The following is a 19,704-nucleotide window of genomic DNA, read 5'->3' on the forward strand; positions in this document are numbered from 1 at the left end:
CCATTCACGCGGCATCTGGCATCAAGCAATGTACCCGTCCCACGGCAATTGGACGCTTGGCATCGCTTTGCCAGACGGTGACGGTTAAGTGGGCGATACGGCTGCCTTGACGGGTAAGGCTACAGGACGCATACATGGCTTCGGACAAGCCTGAACGCAAATAATCAATTGAAAAGTCGATGACTTTGGCAAATTCATCCAAACCGCTGTGGTGTTTTAAAAACAGTGTTGCCACACTTTCAATAAAACCACCTATCATGCCGCCATGCAAAGCAGGTAAAAAAGTGTTGCCGATATTGTCAGATTTGAATGGAACATGAAATAAAGGCACACCTTCAGCATTGAGCCATATTTGCAAGCCAATTAAATGGGTATAAGGCATGTGAGTGTGGGCTTTTTCAGTTAAAACAGGATGCAATTGATAGCCGCTCATAATGCCAACTCCTTGTGTATGTAAGCTTTTAAATGTGCAGGAATCGGCGTGCGCATGAATGTTGCCATACCCAAAGCGATAGGATGGTCGATTTGATTGTCGTGATAACAAGTGGTGTGCACGAAAGCGACTTGTCCGCTCAAGCGATAACAATCTGATGTGGCATAAATACGCTGCTTGGGAGTGGCGGCATGTAAGTAATCAATGCGCATGTCCAACGTGGCCAAAGTTTCAAACTCAGGCAAATGAGCCGCCACAGCCGTGGCAGAGGCCACATCAACCAAAGTGGTAATCACGCCGCCATGTATGACTTGATTGCTGCTGTTGCCCATTAAATCTTCTCGCCACCCCACGCTCAAAGTAGGGCTGCGATGTATTGTGTGCTCAAATTGCAAATTCAATATTTTGCAATGTGGCAAATGCACGTAATGATTTTTCAGTGCTTCATAAACCACAAGATTGACCGGCTCTGTCATGGTGTGCTTTCTGATAATGGGGTTGGGTTCAAAAAAATATCAATGTCGGCAAAAGCATGGTTTTGCTCCGCGTAAATCAAGCCTTCTTTGATTAACTCTAACATGGCGATGAAATTGACCACCAACATGGTAACGCTGCTGGATGCGGCAAACAATTGATTAAAGCGACAAGAGCCGTGTTTTTTTAACAAACGCAATACATGTGACATTTGTGCTCGCACCGAGACGGCATCTTGTATCACTTGATGCCCTGCATGGTTTTTTGCCCGCGATAAAATCGCCAACCAAGCTTGCTTTAAATCCGCAATATCCACTTGTGGTAAAGCTTTGGGAATGTGGACATCGACATGTAGCACTGCCCATGCAAAATCGCGTCCTGCTTGTGGCAACTCATCCAAGCCTATTGCAGCCAAACGCATTTGTTCGTATTTTAATAAGCGCAGCGCCAATTCTTGGCGTGGATCGATTTCTTCGGCATCGTCCATAGTGATGGTTTTAGGCAATAACAAGCGTGATTTGATTTCTACCAACATCGCCGCCATTAACAAATATTCTGCTGCCAAATCAAATTGCTGGTGTTTTAGCTGTTGAATATAGCTTAAATATTGTTCGGTAATTTGGGTGATGGGAATGTCTAAAATATCGAGATTTTGTTTGCGTATCAGATACAGCAACAAATCCAATGGCCCTTCGAAATTTTGCAAAACCACTTGCAATGCATCGGGTGGAATGAACAAATCTTTGGGTATGTCGGCCACAGGTTGACCAAACACCCAAGCAATTGCAGGCTCGGGCTGTAAGGTCAGTACTTCCGTCACTGTCATTGAGATGCGCTCACAATGTGTTCAATTGCCGCATGTGCGCATTGCAAGCCAACGCTTGCTGTCACCAACATGCTGGCGCCATAACCTGCACAAGACAAACCTTGTGAACCATTCAAATCGCAAGCACCATCGTTTTGTGGCGGCATCACGGTTTCCAATGAATACACACATGGCACTTTCATTTTTTTGTCTGTATCACGGCTAAAACCATGGCGTTTGCGTAAAGTGTAACGCAAATTAGAAAGCAATTTGTCATTCTTGACGGCACTCAAATCTGCCACACGAATGTGTTCAGGATGGCGTTGACCACCTGCTGCACCTGATACGATAAACGCTTGTTTGTGGCGCACAAACCATGCTGCCATCGCAGCTTTAACACGCACTTGGTCTATGGCATCCACGACAAAGTCCACGTTTTGAGCGAACAAAGTAGAGATATTGTCTTCATCCACAAAGTCTTCAATGATATGGACTTGGCATTCAGGATTGATGTCAAATACCCGTTGTTTGAGTGCTTCCACTTTGGGCATGCCAAACAAAGGTGTCACAGCAGGCAATTGGCGATTGGTATTGGATTCGGCAACATTGTCCAAGTCAATCAAAGTCAATTGACCCACGCCTGAGCGTGCCAATGCTTCAACGACCCACGAGCCGACACCGCCTACGCCAACAATGGTCACGTGTGCTTGTTGCAGTTTTTGCCAAGAGGCTGTGCCGTAAAGTCTTTCGATGCCGCCGAAGCGGCGATTAGGGTTTGTTTGTGTATCCATGCTGTTGTATTATTTAAGCCAAGTCAATAAATCGTCATTTAGGTAAGGCCACTCAGTGTCTTACAGGGCGCTTGTGATTATACTGTATGTGAGATAGCACTTAACTCATCACCATGAAAAATGATCCGTAAGGAGCGGTAAATATGTATAAGAATTTGGTCGTAGCCATTGATGGCAGTAATACTTCTTTGAAAGCTTTGCGTCACGCAGCTCAAATTGCGATTGCAGGTCAAGGTAAAATCACTTTGGTGAATATTGCCAATCCAACGGAATACATGGCTTTGGCACCAGAATTTTTGCAAGAAGACGGTTATGAAGCCACAGCTTTGGCACAGGCTGAGCGTGTGTTGGACGATGCACAAGAATTGGCAAAATCATTGGGTTTGAGCGAAGTGCAACGTCACATTGCGATTTCTATCAAAGGCGTGCGTGATATGGCGCAATTGTTGGTTGATTACTCAGTAGACAGTGGTGCGGATTTGTTGGTATTGGGCACTCACGGCCGTACTGGCTTGATGCATTTGTTGATGGGCAGTTTTGCTGAAACTGTGATGCGTCAAACAGATTTGCCATTGTTGGTCATTCGTGGCAGTGATGAAGATGTTGCGACAGATGACGAATAAGTTGCCATTGTTCTAAGATAATGAAAAGCGTCCTGTAAATGTTTACAGGACGCTTTTTTAATGGTGCTTACAAGCGATTGACGCTGAATACACCTTTGATTTCACTCAAATTGCTGATAACGCGCGGCAAATCTTCGACTTGTTTGATTTCTACTGTAAAACGCATCGTGGCCAAAGAGTCTTTGGTCAAGGTATTGACGCCAATGACGTTCAATTTATTGCGTGAGAATGCTTCGGAGACATCACGCAACAAACCATTGCGATCGCGTGCCATGATTTCCACATCAATTGGAAAAACTTGATCGATTTTCGAGGCACTCCATTGCGTGGAGACAATTTTGTCTGGATGCATTTGGGCTAGGTTTTTGTAAGCGGCACAATTTTGGCGATGCACTGAAATACCACGACCTTTGGTGACAAAACCTGCAATTTCATCAGGCGGCGCGGGTTTGCAACATTTGGCTAAAAATGACAATAAGCCATCTTCACCATCGACCAAAATACCACTTTTGTCTGTTTGCGCACGGCTTTTGCGAATGAGGCTATCGGGCGTAATGGTCGTTTGCTCGACAATAGGATGTAATAATTGGCGCGCAGCGATGTTGATGCTGCGCGGGGTCATTTCACCATGACCGACAGCCAAATACAAATCATCCACTTTGCTGAAATTCAAGGCTTCTGCCAGTTGTTGCAAATTAGGCTTTTGCGGCAATTTGTTTAATTGTTTGTCCAACTGCGCTCGACCATCTTCACGCACGGCTTCAGAATTTTGCGCTCGTACGAAAGCCCGAATTTTACTGATGGCTTTGGACGATTTGACCCAGCCTTCAATCAGCCAGTTGACCGATGGATTGCCTTCTTTGGCGGTGATGATGTCCACACGTTGACCATTTTCCAATGGTGTAGACAAGGGCACAATATGCCCATTGACTTTCGCACCACGGCAGCGATGACCCAAATCGGTATGAACAGCATAGGCAAAATCGATTGGTGTTGCGCCAACGGGTAAAGACAAAACTTTGCCGTGAGGCGTTAACACATAAATCGTGTCATTGAACAGTTCGGTTTGAAATGCTTCGGCCAACTCATTGGCTTTGTCATCTTCCGCCACATTTTCACGCCAATCCAATAATTGACGCAACCATGAAATTTTTTGCTCGTAAGCCTTGTCGCCTTCGCCACCTTCTTTGTAGCGCCAGTGTGCGGCAACGCCAAATTCAGCATATTGGTGCATGTCAAACGTGCGAATTTGAATTTCCACACCTTTGTCTTTGGGGCCGATGACCACAGTATGCAAGCTGCGATAATCATTGGATTTGGGGTGGGAGATGTAATCGTCAAATTCACCTGGAATCGGTTGCCACATGCTGTGGATGATGCCCAAAGTTGTGTAACACTGTGGCACAGTATCAACCAAAACCCGTACGGCACGAATGTCGTACAAGCCCGAAAAATCGAGCTTTTTCTTGGTCATTTTTTTGTAAATGGAATAAATGTGTTTGGGGCGGCCTGCAACTTCGCAATGAATGCTGAGGCGACTTAATTCACGCTCAATCGTAGCCACAACATCATTGATATAGTCGATGCGCTCAATGCGTTTTTCATCGAGCAAGCGGGCAATTTGGACGTATTCTTCGGGTTTTTGGTAGCGAAACCCCAAATCTTCTAAAATCCATTTTAATTGCCATACGCCCAAGCGATTGGCTAAAGGGGCAAAAATGTCCAAAGTTTCTTTGGCTAATTCGCGCTTTTCTTCGCTGTCAGGAATGCGCGCCATATAATGCATCGTGCGGGCGCGCATTGCCAGCTTAATCAATACCACACGAATATCAGATACCATCGCAATCAACATTTTGCGCATGGATTCGGCTTGTTGTTGGTTTTCTTGCGGCGTGCTGATTTTCTCGACTTTGGAGAATTTGGTCAGTTTTTGAATCTGATCGATGCCTTCGACCAATCTCATTACGCTGTCATTGCATTGTGTGGCAACACGTTCTTTCCAATCTGCGCAATAAACAGGCAAAGCAGACAAAAGCGTGGCGGCAATGGCATCGCTGAAAATATTCAATTCATGGACAAAATACGTGGCGCTTAATACATGCGACAACATGGGTTCGCCCATTTGTGTGACTGCATCAGCAGGATAGAACTCTTGTGCCAGTTTCAAAGCGTTTTCGAGTAAACAGACTTCTTCTTCTGGCAGCTGTGTGGAAAAACGGCTAAGCCATTGTTCTGGAGTCAGGGTTTCTTCTGGAGCATTAACCGTAGTCAGAGAGACCATTGCGTGCGACATCCTTTACGAGCATGGAAGTTTTGAAACGAAACAAGGATTATAGCCTAATTAGCGTGGGTTTTTAGGATGATTTGGTCACATCGATATGACTACAAACGCTAATGCGATTTTGTAATCCAATCCAAATGCATAAAGGTCGACAAGTGTTGCTGTAAAGGTTTAGGTAAACCGAGCTTTAAAGCGTCCTGTAAACTATAAAACTGACCATCTATATGCATTTGCTGTATGCGTTCTGAGTTTGTGTGCAAAATATATGGAGTAATGCGCATATGGCGGTGGGTCAGCTTGTGTGTGATGGGCGCCAACGCTGTCATGGCGGTTTCATGTAAAGAATGTTTTTGCAGATATGGCAGCCATGCACTTTCATCAATCGACGGCACGCAATACAATTGACTCCAAATACCGCTTTCAGGCCGCTTGTGTAGCCAGATTTCTTGTTTTTGGTTAATCAAACATAGCCATTTTAAGGGTAGTTCTTGAATTTTGACGGGAGTTTTGCGCTGCGGCAAAACATCAGTTAGGTTTTTGGCATAAGCTTCACAGCCTTTTTGCATCGGGCATTGTGTACATTTTGGTTTGCTGCGAGTGCAAACGGTGGCACCTAAATCCATCAAGCCTTGTGTGTAAGCAGGCATGTCTTGAGGATGTTGTGGGATGAGGCTTTCTGCCAATGTCCATAATTGGTTTTCAAAAGCTTTGTCTTGAGGGTTGCCAAATTGTGCAAAAATGCGGCATAAAACCCGTTTGACATTGCCATCTAAGATGGTCTCGCGCTGATGGAAAGCAAAAGCGCTGATGGCGGCAGCCGTACTGCGACCCACGCCTTTGAGTTGCTGTAATGACTCGCGCTCGCTAGGGAATTGGCCATTGAAGTCTTGCACCACTTGTTTGGCGGCATGGTGTAAATTGCGGGCTCGACTGTAATAGCCTAAGCCTGCCCACAAGGCTGTGACATCATCGCTGTGTGCTTGCGCTAAGGTGTGTACATCGGGAAAGCGCGCGGTAAAGCGAGGATAATAGTCTAATACGGTTTTGACTTGGGTTTGTTGCAACATGATTTCTGACACCCAAACCAAATAAGGATTGCGTTGTTGCCACGGCAAGTCGTTTCGTCCGTGTTGGTGTTGCCATTTTAGTAATGTGGTTGAAAAGACAGCTTTGTTTAAATTAAATGAAAATGATTCCGAAGACATGGGACGATTCAGTTACAATAAAACGCTATTTTGTCACAAAGTGAAGTTATGACCGCACTGAAAATTTTTATCACTTGTCCACGTGGTTTGGAAAGTGTCTTGGTAGATGAGCTGAATGCTTTGTCATTGCAATACATTCATACGGTTGATGGCGGTGTGGATTGTACAGGCTCATGGAAACAAGTCTATCAAATCAATTTACATTCTCGAGTTGCTTCTCGTGTTTTGGTGGAGTTGGTGCGTGGCGCTTGCCCACGCGAGGATGCGGCCTACCAGTTGGCGCTTAAGGTGAATTGGGCTTATTGGTTTGATGTTAATGATTTAATCAAAGTCAATGTGACGGGTAAAAAAACACCTTTTAACCGCATTGATATTTTGGGTTTGAAAGTCAAAGATGCTGTGTGTGATGTTTTCCGTGAAAAAACCGGTAAACGTCCAAGCGTAGACAAGACTTTCCCTGATGTGCGCATTCATATGTTTGTAGAAGGTACACAAGCGCGCTTGATGCTCGATACCAGTGGTGAGGCGTTGTTTAAACGTGGCTATCGTGATGATACGGGTGAAGCGCCATTGCGTGAAAATTTGGCGGCAGGTTTGTTGTTATTGGCAGGTTATGATGGCTCCCAAGCATTTTATGATCCGATGTGTGGCAGTGGCACCATTGCGATTGAGGCGGCCTTAATTGCTAAAAATCAAGCACCAGGCTTGTATCGTCATTATGGTTTTGAAAAATTAAAAGGTTTTGATAAAGCTTTGTGGGCGACTATCAAACAAAACGCTTTACAAGCAGTCACAGATGTTGTGTCACCTTTAAAAGCATCTGATGTGGACAGACGTGTTTTGAAAACAGCATTGAACAATGCACATCAAGCAGGTGTGGATGATTTGATTGTGTTTAATGTACAAGATATGGCACAAGCAACAGCACCTGCTGCTGAAGGTATTGTGGTGTCTAATCCGCCATATGGTATTCGTTTGGAAGATGAACACTTTTTGCGTGGGTTTTACCCACAACTGGGCAGTGTCTTGAAGCAACAGTTCTCAGGTTGGAAAGTCGCTTTGATTACGGCCGACCGCACATTGCCTACTGGCGTGAGATTGAAGCCTGCACGCAAGATTCCGCTGTTCAATGGTAAATTGGATTGCCGTTTGTTTGTATTTGATATGGTTAAAGGTTCCAATAGGGGAGATTGACAAGAATGAATTTGCGTACAATTTTCAATGTAATGTTTTTAGGAGGATTGGTGTATGCCATTTTTTGTGGCTACCAATACATACAGTTACGCAGCGCTATTTTGACAGAGTTACAAGATAAAACTGTCATTAGTAAAGCGATTGGTGATTTGAGTTCTGTTAAAGTCAATATGAGCCAATATAGCTCAGTATCATGTCGTGATAAAATACAAACTGGTTGGTGGGGTTTGATTTTGAAACATCGTAGCGAAGGCTGTTATCGTTTGAACTTGGGTTTACAAAGCGAATCATTGCGAGCGATGGAGATGTCTGTTGATTATGATACGACAAAACTGATTGGTTCGAGAATATCGAATGTGATGTTATGCAATAGCGAAGGTGCGGTTTTGGCGAAAGACAATGGTTTGCCGCGCGAATTTCAAAATTGTAAATAAGCTTTGACCAATAAAAAAGCCGCTGAATTTCAGCGGCTTTTTTTACAGGACGCTTGATTATGGCAACAAGTGAGCCACGCCAGCTTTTTCCTCTTCCAATTCAGCCAAAGTGATGTTGATGCGTTCTTGACTGAATGCATCGATTTCCAAACCTTGAACGATTTCGTATTGACCGTTAGCGCAAGTCACAGGGAAACCGAACATAGTGCCTTCAGGAATACCGTAAGAACCATCAGAAGGAATACCCATGGTTACCCAAGCGCCATCAGTACCCAACCACCAGTCGTGGATGTGGTCGATAGCTGCGTTTGCAGCAGAAGCAGCAGAAGACAAGCCACGCGCTTCAATGATGGCTGCGCCACGTTTGCCAACGGTAGGCAAGAACACTTCAGCGTTCCATACTTGGTCGTTGATCAAATCTTTAACGTTTTCACCATTGATGGTTGCAAAGCGGTAGTCAGCATACATGGTTGGGCTGTGGTTGCCCCAAACACACAATTTTTCAATATCGCCAACAGCTTTACCAGTTTTTTCAGCTACTTGGCTCAACGCACGGTTGTGGTCTAAGCGCAACATCGCAGTGAAATTGTTTGGATTTAAATCAGGTGCTGATTTCATTGCAATGTAAGCGTTGGTGTTAGCTGGGTTGCCTACAACCAATACTTTTACATCACGGTCAGCCACTTTGTTCAATGCAGCGCCTTGAACAGTAAAGATTTCAGCATTAGCAGCCAACAAGTCAGCGCGTTCCATGCCTTTAGAACGTGGACGAGCACCTACCAAGATCGCAACTTGTGCGTCTTTGAATGCCACTTCTGGATCATCAGTGGCAACCATACCAGCCAACAATGGGAATGCACAGTCTTGCAATTCCATCATCACGCCTTTAACAGCGTTTTGAGCTTGTGGTAAATCCAATAATTGTAAAATAACAGGTTGGTCTTTGCCCAACATTTCGCCGCTAGCAATGCGGAACAACAAAGCATAGCCAATTTGGCCAGCTGCGCCGGTTACGGCAACACGTACAGGTGCTTTCATATTTTTTCTCCACGTATAAACGAGTTACGACAATTCAAAGTATCGATACCGTCTGTTACAGACATATAAATTACATGGCATGGCGGTTCGAGCCGACCTGAATCATAGCAAAACTTTTCTGTTTGCGTAAAAAGATTTTATTAATATGTTTAAATAAATCTCTTATATCTTATATAAGACATAATTTCACTTTTCCATATCAAGCGTTACAATAGCCTTCATGTCAAAGCCGACTTCTAAAAATCCTTTGTATGTGCAAGTAGCCGCTTTTGTGCGGCAGCAGATTGCAGCAGGGATATACAAACCACATCAAGCCATTCCAACAGAATTCCAATTGGCAAAAAAATTGGATGTTAGTCAAGGAACGGTGAGAAAAGGTTTGGAAGAATTGGTGGCTAAAAAAGTGCTGTACCGTCAACAAGGCGTGGGCACTTTTGTAGCCGATCAATATGGTGATTGGGGACGATGTGGCTTGGTCAATGTATTTGATAAAGAGTCGCATGTAATTTTCCCCAAGCATGAGATTTTGAGCGTGGCAGCTGTTCATGTTGGAGCAGACATCAACCAGCTCTTTAATGTCAGAATGGGTAATCCATTGATGTGGCGCGTTTTGATTGTTTGGCGACATCAAATTCATGTGGTGGCTTTAGAAGAGGTTTATTTGCCATATGAAAGATTGCCTGATTTTAATCGTCGTCAATTGAGCACTCGTTTGAGCGTCGGTGACTTACTGCTGAAAGAGTATTCGGTTGCTGTCGTCGAGCAAGCTTGTGTGATTGGTGTAGGTGGTTTGAACACTGAGCAGGCCAGCATTTTGAAAGTTTCGGCTGAAGAGCCTGTTTTATTCATGCAAATGAAAAGTGCTGATAGCAAGAGTGAGATGGTAATGGTGCAAAAACGTTATATACTCACGCGCCATTATCAATTGAACTTGTCTGCAATGCCATTGTTTAAAATATGATAATAAAGGCTTTTCACCGAAATTAAAAAAGAGTAAATTGCGCTGGGCGTAAATTAATGTATTAGTGACATTATATTTAAACAGTTGTTTTACCTTATTTAACTTACGCAATTTTTAAGGAACCATCAATGCATAAACAAAGACCTGTCTACATAGACCTCGCAAAGACGCGTCTGCCTATCCCTGGTATTGTGTCAATTTTACACAGGGTCAGTGGCGTCGGCTTATTCATTTGCTTACCATTACTACTGTGCTTATTTGCAGGTACGTTGAGCACTGAAGATGCTTTTAATCAATATCAAGCTTTGGTTGGCAATCCAATTGTTAAATTGTTATTGTTAGGCTTGTTGTGGGCTTATTTACACCATTTCTTGGCTGGTATCCGCTTTTTATTGTTGGATATGCACAAAGGTTTAGAATTGGAAACTGCCCGTAATACCGCTAAGTTGGTATTTGCTGCGGCATTGGCGTTGACTGTCGTTTTGGGAGCGTTGTTATGGTAAATCGTAATTTGACCGGCGCGCATTATGGCTTGCGCGATTGGATCATGCAGCGTGTGACTGCTGTCATCATGGCCATTTATACCGTCGCTATGATTGTCTTATTGTTCACTATCCCAAGTGACTATGCTGCATGGCGTGAATTTTTTGGCCAAACTTGGGTACGTTTGTTCACCCAAATCACATTCATTGCCGTAGCGTTGCACGCATGGGTAGGTATTCGTGACTTGTGGATGGACTATTTGAGCAAATCTGCTGGTTTGCGTTTGTTCTTACACGTTGGCACCATTGTTTGGTTGCTAGGTTGTGTGATTTATTCATTTAAAGTTATTTGGGGGTTAGCATGACTTATCCTGTTCGTCGTTTTGATGCCGTTATCGTTGGTGGCGGTGGTGCGGGCTTGCGTGCTGCCTTACAAACTTCAAAAGCTGGTTTGAATACAGCCGTTTTATCTAAAGTGTTCCCAACCCGTTCTCATACTGTGGCGGCTCAAGGTGGTATTTCTGCTTCTTTGGGCAATGTACAAGAAGACCGTTGGGATTGGCATATGTACGATACCGTTAAGGGTTCGGACTGGTTGGGTGACCAAGATGCCATCGAATTCATGACGCGTGCTGCGCCTGATGCTGTCATTGAATTGGAACACATGGGTATGCCTTTTGACCGTGTTGAAAGCGGCAAAATTTACCAACGTCCATTCGGTGGCCATACTGCTGAACACGGTAAGCGTGCTGTAGAGCGTGCTTGTGCTGTGGCTGACCGTACAGGTCATGCGATGTTGCATACCTTGTACCAACAAAACGTGCGTGCCAATACTCAATTTTTCGTTGAGTGGATGGCTTTGGACTTGGTTCGCAATGAAGCTGGTGATGTGATTGGCGTGACTGCGTTGGAAATGGAAACTGGTGAAGTATTCATTTTGCATGCTAAAGCAGTATTGTTTGCCACTGGCGGTGGCGGTCGTATTTACGCATCTTCTACCAATGCATTTATGAACACAGGCGATGGCTTGGGCATGGCTGCTCGTGCAGGCATTCCTTTGGAAGACATGGAGTTCTGGCAATTCCACCCAACAGGTGTGGCGGGTGCGGGCGTATTGATTACCGAAGGTGTGCGTGGCGAAGGCGGTATCTTGTTGAATTGCAATGGTGAGCGTTTCATGGAACGTTATGCGCCAACAGTAAAAGATTTGGCTTCTCGTGACGTGGTTTCTCGCGCTATGGCGATGGAAATTTTTGAAGGTCGTGGCTGTGGTAAAAACAAAGACCACGTATTGTTAAAAGTGGATCACTTAGGTGCTGACAAGATTATTGAAAAATTGCCAGGCATTCGTGAAATCGCGATTAACTTTGCTGGTGTTGACCCAATTAAAGATCCAATTCCAGTAGTGCCAACAACGCATTACATGATGGGTGGTATTCCGACCAATTACCGTGGTCAAGTGGTTGTGCCTCAAGGTGACAATCCTGAAGCGGTTGTGAATGGTTTTTATGCAGCGGGTGAGTGTGCTTGTGCTTCTGTACATGGCGCGAACCGTTTGGGTACGAACTCATTGCTTGACTTGGTGGTGTTTGGTAAAGCCGCAGGCGATACCATGATTTCTTACATTCAAACTCAAGAAACTTGGAAAGAATTGCCAGCAGATGCGGGTGAATTTACACGCCAACGTTTGGCTCGTTTGGAAAACCAAACTGGTGGTGAAGATGTAGACGCGTTGCGTACTGAATTGCAACGCATGGTACAAAGTCATGCAGGTGTATTCCGTACTGATGCCATTTTAAAAGATGGCGTACAAAAAGTATTGGCTTTGGCTGAGCGTGTGAAAAAAACCGAGATCAAAGACAAATCTAAAGTATGGAATACTGCTCGTTCTGAGGCTTTGGAATTGGACAACTTGATTGAAGTGGCGAAAGCAACTTTGACTTCTGCTGAAGCGCGTAAAGAATCTCGTGGTGCACATGCTTCTGATGACCATCCAGATCGTGATGATGAAGTTTGGATGAAACACACTTTGTGGCATGCGGCAGACAACTCTTTGACTTACAAAGAAGTTCACACCAAGCCTCTGACTGTTGATTACATCAAGCCTGCGAAGCGCGTTTACTAATAAGAATTTAGGGATACCTCTCATGGAAAAGTTTAAATTTCAAGTATTGCGTTTCAATCCAGATAAAGATGAAAAGTGGTATTTACAAGATTATGAAGTTGAATTAGAACCAACGGATGTGAAGTTGTTGGATGCTTTGGTGAAATTAAAAGCACAAGACGACAGCTTGTCTTTCCGTCGCTCTTGCCGTGAAGGCATTTGTGGTTCTGATGGCATGAATATCAATGGTAAAAACGGCTTGGCATGTTTGACCAACGTGCGCGATTTGAAGCAGCCGATTCAATTGCGCCCATTGCCAGGTTTGCCGATTATTCGTGACTTGATTGTGGACATGACTCAGTTCTTCAATCAATACCATTCTATCAAGCCTTATGTCATCAATGACACACCAGCTCCGACCCGCGAACGCTTGCAAACGCAAGAAGAGCGCAAAGAGTTGGACGGTTTGTACGAATGTATTTTGTGCGCATGTTGTTCGACTGCATGTCCATCATTCTGGTGGAATCCTGATAAATTTGTCGGTCCATCTGGCCTGTTAAATGCTTACCGTTTCATTGCAGATACTCGTGACACGCGCACCAGTGAGCGTTTGGATGATTTGAATGATCCATACCGTTTGTTCCGTTGCCATACCATCATGAACTGTGTGGACGTATGTCCTAAACACTTAAATCCTACCCGTGCTATTGGTAAGATTAAAGAATTGATGTTGAAACGAGCCATCTGATGATGACCGATGCCGAGAAAAAACGCCTGCGCTATTTGACCAGACGTGGATTGTTAGAGCTGGACATTGTTTTAACCCGCTTTATGAAAACGCATTTTGATGCTTTGAGTGAGGGTGAGTTGGAGGTGTTCCGTGACATTCTGGATTGGCAAGACCAAGACTTTTTAGCCATCGTCAATGGCTATCAAGAAGTGCCTGAAGAACGTTTTGAGGCACTGATAACGCTGATTCGTTCGGCTTAATCCTTTACAGGACGCTTGTAATACCAGCGTCCTGAAAAAACCAAAACACTAAGGAGATAAAATGACCAAGCAAGCATCATTGAAAGTAGAAGATAAAGAAGTAAGCTTCCCGATTTTGGAAGGTACTTTGGGCCCTGATGTGATCGATATCCGTAGCTTGTTGAAAGAAACAGGCGCATTCACATTCGATCCTGGCTTTACTTCTACTGCAAGCTGCGAGTCAAAAATCACGTTCATCGATGGTGATGAAGGTCAGTTGTACTACCGTGGTTACCCAATTGAGCAATTGGCTGAAGACAGTGATTATTTAGAAACTTGTTATTTGTTGTTATACGGTGAATTGCCAACCAAACAACAAAGTGAAGAGTTTGTAAATACCATCACAAAACACACTATGGTTCACGAACAATTGACTTGGTTCTTCCGTGGTTTCCGTCGTGATGCTCACCCTATGGCGATGATGACTGGTGTGGTTGGCGCATTGGCTGCATTCTACCAAGACAGTTTGGACATCAACAATCAAGATCACCGTCGTGTGGCTGAATACCGCATGATTTCTAAGATCCCTACGATTGCTGCAATGTGCTACCGTTACTCAACTGGCGCACCTTTCGTGTACCCACGTAACGACTTGTCTTACACTGCCAACTTCATGCACATGATGTTCTCTACACCATGTGAAGAATACACACCAAACCCAGTATTGGTGAAAGCTTTGGATCGCATCTTCATCTTGCATGCAGATCACGAACAAAATGCTTCTACTTTTACTGTACGTTTGGCTGGTTCTTCTGGCACTAACCCGTTTGCAGCCATTGCAGCTGGTATCGCTTGCTTGTGGGGTCCTGCTCACGGTGGCGCGAACGAAGCTGTGTTGAAAATGTTGGACGAAATCGGTTCGGTTGAAAACGTTCCTGCATTCATGCAAGGCGTTAAAGACCGTACACACCGTTTGATGGGCTTCGGTCACCGTGTTTACAAAAACATGGACCCACGCGCTAAAATCATGAAACAAACGTGTGATGAAGTGTTGAAAGAATTGGGCTTGGAAAACGATCCTAAATTCAAGTTGGCTATGGAATTGGAACAAATTGCATTGAACGATCCTTACTTCGTTGAGCGCAAATTGTACCCTAACGTAGACTTCTACTCTGGTATCGTATTGTCTGCTTTGGGCATCCCAGTTTCTATGTTCACTGTGATTTTTGCTTTGGCTCGTACTGTAGGTTGGATCAGCCATTGGCACGAAATGATTGCTGACCCGTTGTACAAAATTGGTCGTCCACGTCAGTTGTATACTGGTTCTCCACGTCGCGACTACATCCCTGAAGATAAACGCTAATAGCGTCGTTGACAGCACCGACTTGACAGCCGGTGCTGTCTTATACATTTAAAGTTTGCTTAGGCAGACAGTATTAAAGGTCTTTTGCCATGATGAATGAAGAATTCGGCTTATCGTATTTATATGGTTCCAATGCACCATATATTGAAGAGCTGTACGAGATGTACTTGAAAGATCCTAGCTCGGTCGACAGTCATTGGAAACAATATTTTGATGAAATCGTTACCTTACCGGGAGCGGCTGCACGAGATGTAGCACATGCGCCGATTCAACAATCATTTGTCGAAATGGCCAAGCGTCCTGTAACACAACATGCAGCCAGCGCGTCGTTGGATGCCAATGCCATGAAAAAACAAGTGGCTGTATTGCGCTTGATTTCAGCTTACCGTGTTTTGGGTTCTCGCCATGCGAACATCGACCCATTGCAACGCATGAGCTCACAATATTATTCAGAATTGGATCCAGCATCTTACGGCTTGACAGCCGAAGATATGGCGGTTCAGTTCAATGCGTCTAGTAATTTTTCTAGCAGCGACCGTTTGCCGTTGTCTGAAATTATTAACAAATTGCAACAAACTTACTGCGGTACGGTGGGTGTGGAATACATGCACATCACTCGTTCGGAAGAAAAACATTGGGTGCAAGACCGTTTTGAAAACGATTTGTCTACCCCTCGTTTTAACACCGAAACCAAAAAACGCATTTTGGGTAAAATTACTGCTGCCGAAACCTTAGAGCGTTACTTGCACACCAAATATGTGGGTCAAAAACGTTTCTCTTTGGAAGGTGGCGAAGCGGCGATTCCTGCGTTGGATTATTTGATTCAAAATTCAACCAAAGAAGGCGTGGAAGAAGTCATTATTGGTATGGCTCACCGTGGTCGTTTGAACGTGTTGGTGAATATCTTGGGCAAATCGCCTAAAGATTTGTTCAGCGAATTTGAAGGCAAGTACACTGTACAATTGCCTAGCGGTGACGTGAAATACCACAATGGTTTTAGCTCAGACATTCCTACTGCAAACGGTCCGATGCACATTTCTTTGGCATTTAACCCATCGCATTTGGAAATTGTGAACCCAGTGGTTGAAGGTTCTGTACGTGCTCGTCAACGCCGTCGTGGTGAAGATGGTCAAAAACAAGTGATGCCTGTGTTGATTCACGGTGACTCTGCCTTCATTGGTTTGGGTGTTAACCAAGGTACGTTCAACTTGTCACAAACCCGTGGTTATACCACTGGTGGTACTGTGCATATCGTTATCAACAACCAAATTGGTTTTACCACTTCAGACACACGCGATACCCGTTCAACTGTGTACTGTACTGACATTGCCAAAATGGTGGATGCACCGATTTTCCACGTGAACGGTGATGATCCAGAAGCAGTTTGCTATGTGATGCAGGCGGCCATTGATTACCGCATGAAGTTCAAAAAAGACGTGGTTGTGGATTTGGTTTGTTACCGCAAACTGGGTCATAACGAGGGCGATGATCCTTATTTGACTCAACCAATGATGTACAAAAAAATTGCACAACATCCAGGTTCACGCGCCATTTACGCTGAAAAATTAGCCAAAGAAGGCGTGGTTTCAGCAGAAGACAGCGACAACTTGATCAAGACTTATCGTGCCGCTTTGGACAAAGGCGAACACGTAGAGCAAACCAAGTTGACCGACTACCAACGCAAACATGCTTTGGATTGGTCACAATACATGGGTACGCATTGGGCGCACCCTGTTGACACGGCATTGCCTGCTGCAGACATCCAACGTTTGTCTGAAAAATTGATTCAAGTGCCTGCTGACTTCCAATTGCACAATACGGTGAAAAAATTGTTGGAAAGCCGTAAGAAAATGGGTGTTGGTGAAATGCCTATTGATTGGGGTATGGCAGAAAACTTGGCGTATGCAAGTTTGGTGACCAATGGCAATGGCGTGCGCATTTCTGGTGAAGACTCAGGTCGCGGTACGTTCTCACACCGCCATGCTGTTTTCCATGACCAAAGTCGTGAAAAATGGGATGCGGGTGCTTACATTCCATTGCGCAACATGTCTGAAAACCAAGCCAATTTCATGGTCATCGACTCTATCTTGAATGAAGAAGCGGTCTTGGCATACGAATATGGTTTTGCATGTTCAGCACCTGAGCAATTGGTGATTTGGGAAGCGCAATTTGGTGACTTCGCGAATGGTGCACAAGTGGCGATTGACCAATTCATCGCTTCAGGTGAAACCAAATGGGGTCGTTTGTGTGGTTTGACTGTGTTGATGCCTCATGGCTACGATGGTCAAGGTCCTGAACACTCATCTGCTCGTTTGGAGCGTTGGTTGCAATTGTGCTCTGAGCACAACATGCAAATCGTGATGATGTCAGAAGCATCACAAATGTTCCACGTGTTGCGTCGTCAAGTATTGCGTCCATATCGCAAGCCATTGATCATCTTCATGTCAAAACGTTTGTTGCGTTTCAAAGACTCTATGAGCGATTTGAGCCAATTCACTGAAGGTTCGGGTTTCCGTACTGTGATTGGTGATGCGCATGAACGTGATGATGCCAATGTGAAACGCGTGGTATTGTGTGCAGGTCAGGTTTACTATGATTTGGTAGCAGGTCGTAAAGAACGTGGCTCGGAAGAAGAAATCGCTATCGTGCGTGTGGAACAATTGTATCCATTCCCGTACGAAGTGTTGGCTGCGGAATTAAGCCGTTACACCAATGCAACAGAAATTATGTGGGCACAAGAAGAACCGAAAAACCAAGGTGCATGGTACCAAATCCGTCACCGCATCGAGTCTGTGTCAACTGACAAACAAAAAGTGACTTTTGCAGGCCGCCCAACCAGCGCGTCTCCTGCTGTAGGTTATATGAGCAAACATGCGGCACAATTGAAAGCATTGGTTGAAACTGCTTGCAATTTAGACGCGTAATAATGAGTCGCTAAGATTTGGTCGCCATATACATTGGGCGACCAACCCCTGATTTAGGAGAATGTAATGTCTATTATTGAAGTTACTGTACCAGTATTGCCTGAGAGCGTATCTGAAGCCACATTGATGACTTGGAACAAAAAAGTGGGCGATGCTGTTGAACGTGATGAAAACATCATTGATTTGGAAACCGATAAAGTTGTGTTGGAATTGCCAGCACCTCAAGCAGGTGTTTTGGTTGAAATCATCGAACAAGATGGTGCGACTGTGGTTTCTGGTCAATTGATCGCTCGCATCGACACTGCTGCTAAAGCAGGTGACGTTGCTGCTGCACCTGCTGCGGCTGCGCCAGCTGCTGTTGAAGCGGCTCCACAAAGCAATGCACAAGCGGGTGTTGCGATGCCTGCTGCTGCAAAATTAGCGGCTGAAAAAGGCATTGACGTGTCTACCGTTCAAGGTTCAGGCCGTGCTGGTCGCGTGTTGAAAGAAGACGTTGCTGCTGCTCAAGCACCTGTTGCAGCTCCTGCTGCTGCGCCTGCTGTTAGCCCAACACCTGCGGTACAAATTGCAGGTGACCGTCCTGAACAACGCGTACCAATGTCTCGTTTGCGTCAACGTATTGCTGAGCGCTTGTTGCAATCACAGTCTGAAAATGCCATCTTGACCACGTTCAATGAATTGAACATGAAACCTGTGATGGAATTGCGCGCGAAATACAAAGAAAAATTTGAAAAAGAGCACGGCGTTAAATTGGGCTTCATGTCTTTCTTTGTTAAAGCTGCAGTGGCTGCATTGAAAAAATTCCCAGTAGTGAATGCTTCTATCGATGGCAAAGACGTGGTTTACCATGGTTACTTTGACATTGGTGTGGCTATCGGTAGCCCACGTGGTTTGGTAGTGCCTATTTTGCGCAATGCTGACCAAATGTCTTTGGCTGACATCGAAAAACAAATTGCTGAATTTGCGGTAAAAGCACGAGATGGCAAATTGGCGTTGGAAGATTTGACTGGCGGTACTTTCAGTATTACCAATGGCGGTACTTTTGGTTCTATGATGTCTACCCCTATCATCAACCCACCACAAGCTGCGATTTTGGGCATGCATGCTACTAAAGAGCGTGCAATGGTTGTGAATGGTCAAGTGGTTGCATTGCCAATGATGTACTTGGCATTGTCTTACGACCACCGTTTGATTGATGGTCGTGAAGCGGTATTGACTTTGGTAGCCATCAAAGACGCTTTGGAAGATCCTGCACGTTTGTTGTTGGATATTTAATGGCATGTGGGCCATCGCTTGCGGTGGCCTGACTGACCATAATATAAAGAGGGTTTTGTGATGAAACGATTTATTTTATGTGCCAGTGTGTTGGGTTTGTTGGCCGCTTGTCAAACTGGCTCTCATGTGACGCAGCATTATTCGGCTGAAGCCATGAATGCCAAGGGTCAAATAGTCAGCAAAAAGACCAATTTTTCTTTTAATAAAGAAGGTCAAGATTTGGCAGTACAAACGATTTGCCAGTCTCAACGCAATACACATTCGGTAGTGGTGAAAAACCGCTTAGGCATCCCTGTTGAGGGCAGCCCATTTAAATGTCGTTAAATTTCAAACAATGAAAGCTTACAG

The 19,704-nt window shown here is 44.7% G+C and carries 20 protein-coding genes; 13 read left to right on the forward strand and 7 right to left on the reverse strand.

All coding sequences use genetic code 11. The annotated features are described in order from the left end of the window. Positions 1 to 4: 4 nt before the first annotated feature. The 4 genes from H150_RS0100220 to H150_RS0100235 are packed head-to-tail and all read right to left on the reverse strand — an operon-like array spanning position 5 to position 2,503. A complete protein-coding gene (locus H150_RS0100220) occupies positions 5 to 433 on the reverse strand; it encodes a PaaI family thioesterase (protein WP_019957025.1) in 429 nt (142 codons plus the stop codon). Further along, the gene (locus H150_RS0100225; protein ID WP_019957026.1) at positions 430 to 909 is read right to left on the reverse strand and encodes a PaaI family thioesterase; all 480 of its coding nucleotides are present in this window, start codon (positions 907 to 909) and stop codon (positions 430 to 432) included. The genes H150_RS0100220 and H150_RS0100225 overlap by 4 nt, the downstream gene beginning before the upstream one ends. Continuing rightward, entirely contained in the window at positions 906 to 1,733 is an 828-nt protein-coding gene (locus H150_RS0100230) for a segregation and condensation protein A (RefSeq protein WP_019957027.1), read from the reverse strand. Before H150_RS0100230 ends, H150_RS0100225 begins: the two co-directional genes overlap by 4 nt. Beyond that, on the reverse strand, positions 1,730 to 2,503 hold the full coding sequence (locus H150_RS0100235; RefSeq protein WP_019957028.1) for a tRNA threonylcarbamoyladenosine dehydratase: 774 nt from the start codon (positions 2,501 to 2,503) through the stop codon (positions 1,730 to 1,732). The genes H150_RS0100230 and H150_RS0100235 overlap by 4 nt, the downstream gene beginning before the upstream one ends. A 143-nt stretch (positions 2,504 to 2,646) precedes the next feature. On the opposite strand from H150_RS0100235, the gene H150_RS0100240 reads away from it, so the two are divergent. Further along, positions 2,647 to 3,126, forward strand: a complete 480-nt coding sequence (locus H150_RS0100240) for a universal stress protein (RefSeq protein ID WP_019957029.1) — start codon at positions 2,647 to 2,649, stop codon at positions 3,124 to 3,126. Between the two features lie 67 nt (positions 3,127 to 3,193). Here H150_RS0100240 and H150_RS0100245 read toward each other — a convergent pair whose 3' ends face one another. Both H150_RS0100245 and mutY read right to left on the reverse strand, forming a co-directional pair. After that, positions 3,194 to 5,407 carry a RelA/SpoT family protein gene (locus H150_RS0100245; RefSeq protein WP_019957030.1) on the reverse strand — a complete coding sequence of 738 codons (2,214 nt, stop codon included), beginning with the start codon at positions 5,405 to 5,407 and terminating at the stop codon, positions 3,194 to 3,196. Positions 5,408 to 5,517: 110 nt separating this feature from the next. Further along, entirely contained in the window at positions 5,518 to 6,612 is a 1,095-nt protein-coding gene (mutY, locus tag H150_RS0100250; RefSeq protein WP_019957031.1) for an A/G-specific adenine glycosylase, read from the reverse strand. A 48-nt stretch (positions 6,613 to 6,660) separates the two neighbouring features. Here mutY and H150_RS0100255 point away from each other — a divergent pair, with 48 nt between their 5' ends. Further along, on the forward strand, positions 6,661 to 7,806 hold the full coding sequence (locus H150_RS0100255; RefSeq protein WP_019957032.1) for a THUMP domain-containing class I SAM-dependent RNA methyltransferase: 1,146 nt from the start codon (positions 6,661 to 6,663) through the stop codon (positions 7,804 to 7,806). 5 nt (positions 7,807 to 7,811) lie between these two features. Beyond that, a complete protein-coding gene (locus H150_RS0100260; RefSeq protein ID WP_019957033.1) occupies positions 7,812 to 8,240 on the forward strand; it encodes a hypothetical protein in 429 nt (142 codons plus the stop codon). A 57-nt stretch (positions 8,241 to 8,297) separates the two neighbouring features. Here H150_RS0100260 and H150_RS0100265 read toward each other — a convergent pair whose 3' ends face one another. Continuing rightward, on the reverse strand, positions 8,298 to 9,278 hold the full coding sequence (locus H150_RS0100265) for a malate dehydrogenase (RefSeq protein ID WP_019957034.1): 981 nt from the start codon (positions 9,276 to 9,278) through the stop codon (positions 8,298 to 8,300). A 220-nt stretch (positions 9,279 to 9,498) separates the two neighbouring features. On the opposite strand from H150_RS0100265, the gene H150_RS14620 reads away from it, so the two are divergent. From H150_RS14620 to H150_RS0100315, 10 genes are all read left to right on the forward strand, one after another. Continuing rightward, a complete protein-coding gene (locus H150_RS14620; protein ID WP_019957035.1) occupies positions 9,499 to 10,239 on the forward strand; it encodes a GntR family transcriptional regulator in 741 nt (246 codons plus the stop codon). A gap of 128 nt (positions 10,240 to 10,367) precedes the next feature. Next, a complete protein-coding gene (gene sdhC, locus H150_RS0100275) occupies positions 10,368 to 10,742 on the forward strand; it encodes a succinate dehydrogenase, cytochrome b556 subunit (protein WP_040755111.1) in 375 nt (124 codons plus the stop codon). Further along, the gene (gene sdhD / locus H150_RS0100280) at positions 10,736 to 11,086 is read left to right on the forward strand and encodes a succinate dehydrogenase, hydrophobic membrane anchor protein (RefSeq protein WP_019957037.1); all 351 of its coding nucleotides are present in this window, start codon (positions 10,736 to 10,738) and stop codon (positions 11,084 to 11,086) included. Before sdhC ends, sdhD begins: the two co-directional genes overlap by 7 nt. After that, positions 11,083 to 12,846: a succinate dehydrogenase flavoprotein subunit gene (gene sdhA / locus H150_RS0100285; protein WP_019957038.1), complete on the forward strand. Its 1,764-nt coding sequence runs from the start codon at positions 11,083 to 11,085 to the stop codon at positions 12,844 to 12,846. The genes sdhD and sdhA overlap by 4 nt, the downstream gene beginning before the upstream one ends. Before the next feature lie 22 nt (positions 12,847 to 12,868). Continuing rightward, a complete protein-coding gene (locus H150_RS0100290; RefSeq protein WP_019957039.1) occupies positions 12,869 to 13,573 on the forward strand; it encodes a succinate dehydrogenase iron-sulfur subunit in 705 nt (234 codons plus the stop codon). After that, positions 13,573 to 13,815, forward strand: a complete 243-nt coding sequence (locus tag H150_RS13425; protein ID WP_019957040.1) for an FAD assembly factor SdhE — start codon at positions 13,573 to 13,575, stop codon at positions 13,813 to 13,815. The genes H150_RS0100290 and H150_RS13425 overlap by 1 nt, the downstream gene beginning before the upstream one ends. Before the next feature lie 61 nt (positions 13,816 to 13,876). Next, a complete protein-coding gene (gene gltA, locus H150_RS0100300) occupies positions 13,877 to 15,157 on the forward strand; it encodes a citrate synthase (protein WP_019957041.1) in 1,281 nt (426 codons plus the stop codon). An 89-nt stretch (positions 15,158 to 15,246) separates the two neighbouring features. Next, positions 15,247 to 18,081 carry a 2-oxoglutarate dehydrogenase E1 component gene (locus H150_RS0100305; RefSeq protein WP_026353341.1) on the forward strand — a complete coding sequence of 945 codons (2,835 nt, stop codon included), beginning with the start codon at positions 15,247 to 15,249 and terminating at the stop codon, positions 18,079 to 18,081. A 66-nt stretch (positions 18,082 to 18,147) separates the two neighbouring features. Then, a complete protein-coding gene (gene odhB, locus H150_RS0100310; protein ID WP_019957043.1) occupies positions 18,148 to 19,356 on the forward strand; it encodes a 2-oxoglutarate dehydrogenase complex dihydrolipoyllysine-residue succinyltransferase in 1,209 nt (402 codons plus the stop codon). Between the two features lie 60 nt (positions 19,357 to 19,416). Then, positions 19,417 to 19,680, forward strand: coding sequence for a hypothetical protein (locus tag H150_RS0100315; protein ID WP_019957044.1), 264 nt, complete (start codon positions 19,417 to 19,419; stop codon positions 19,678 to 19,680). Positions 19,681 to 19,704: the final 24 nt, after the last annotated feature.

The organism is Vitreoscilla stercoraria DSM 513, from assembly GCF_000382305.1.
In the GTDB taxonomy this organism is placed as follows: Bacteria; Pseudomonadota; Gammaproteobacteria; order Burkholderiales; family Neisseriaceae; genus Vitreoscilla; species Vitreoscilla stercoraria.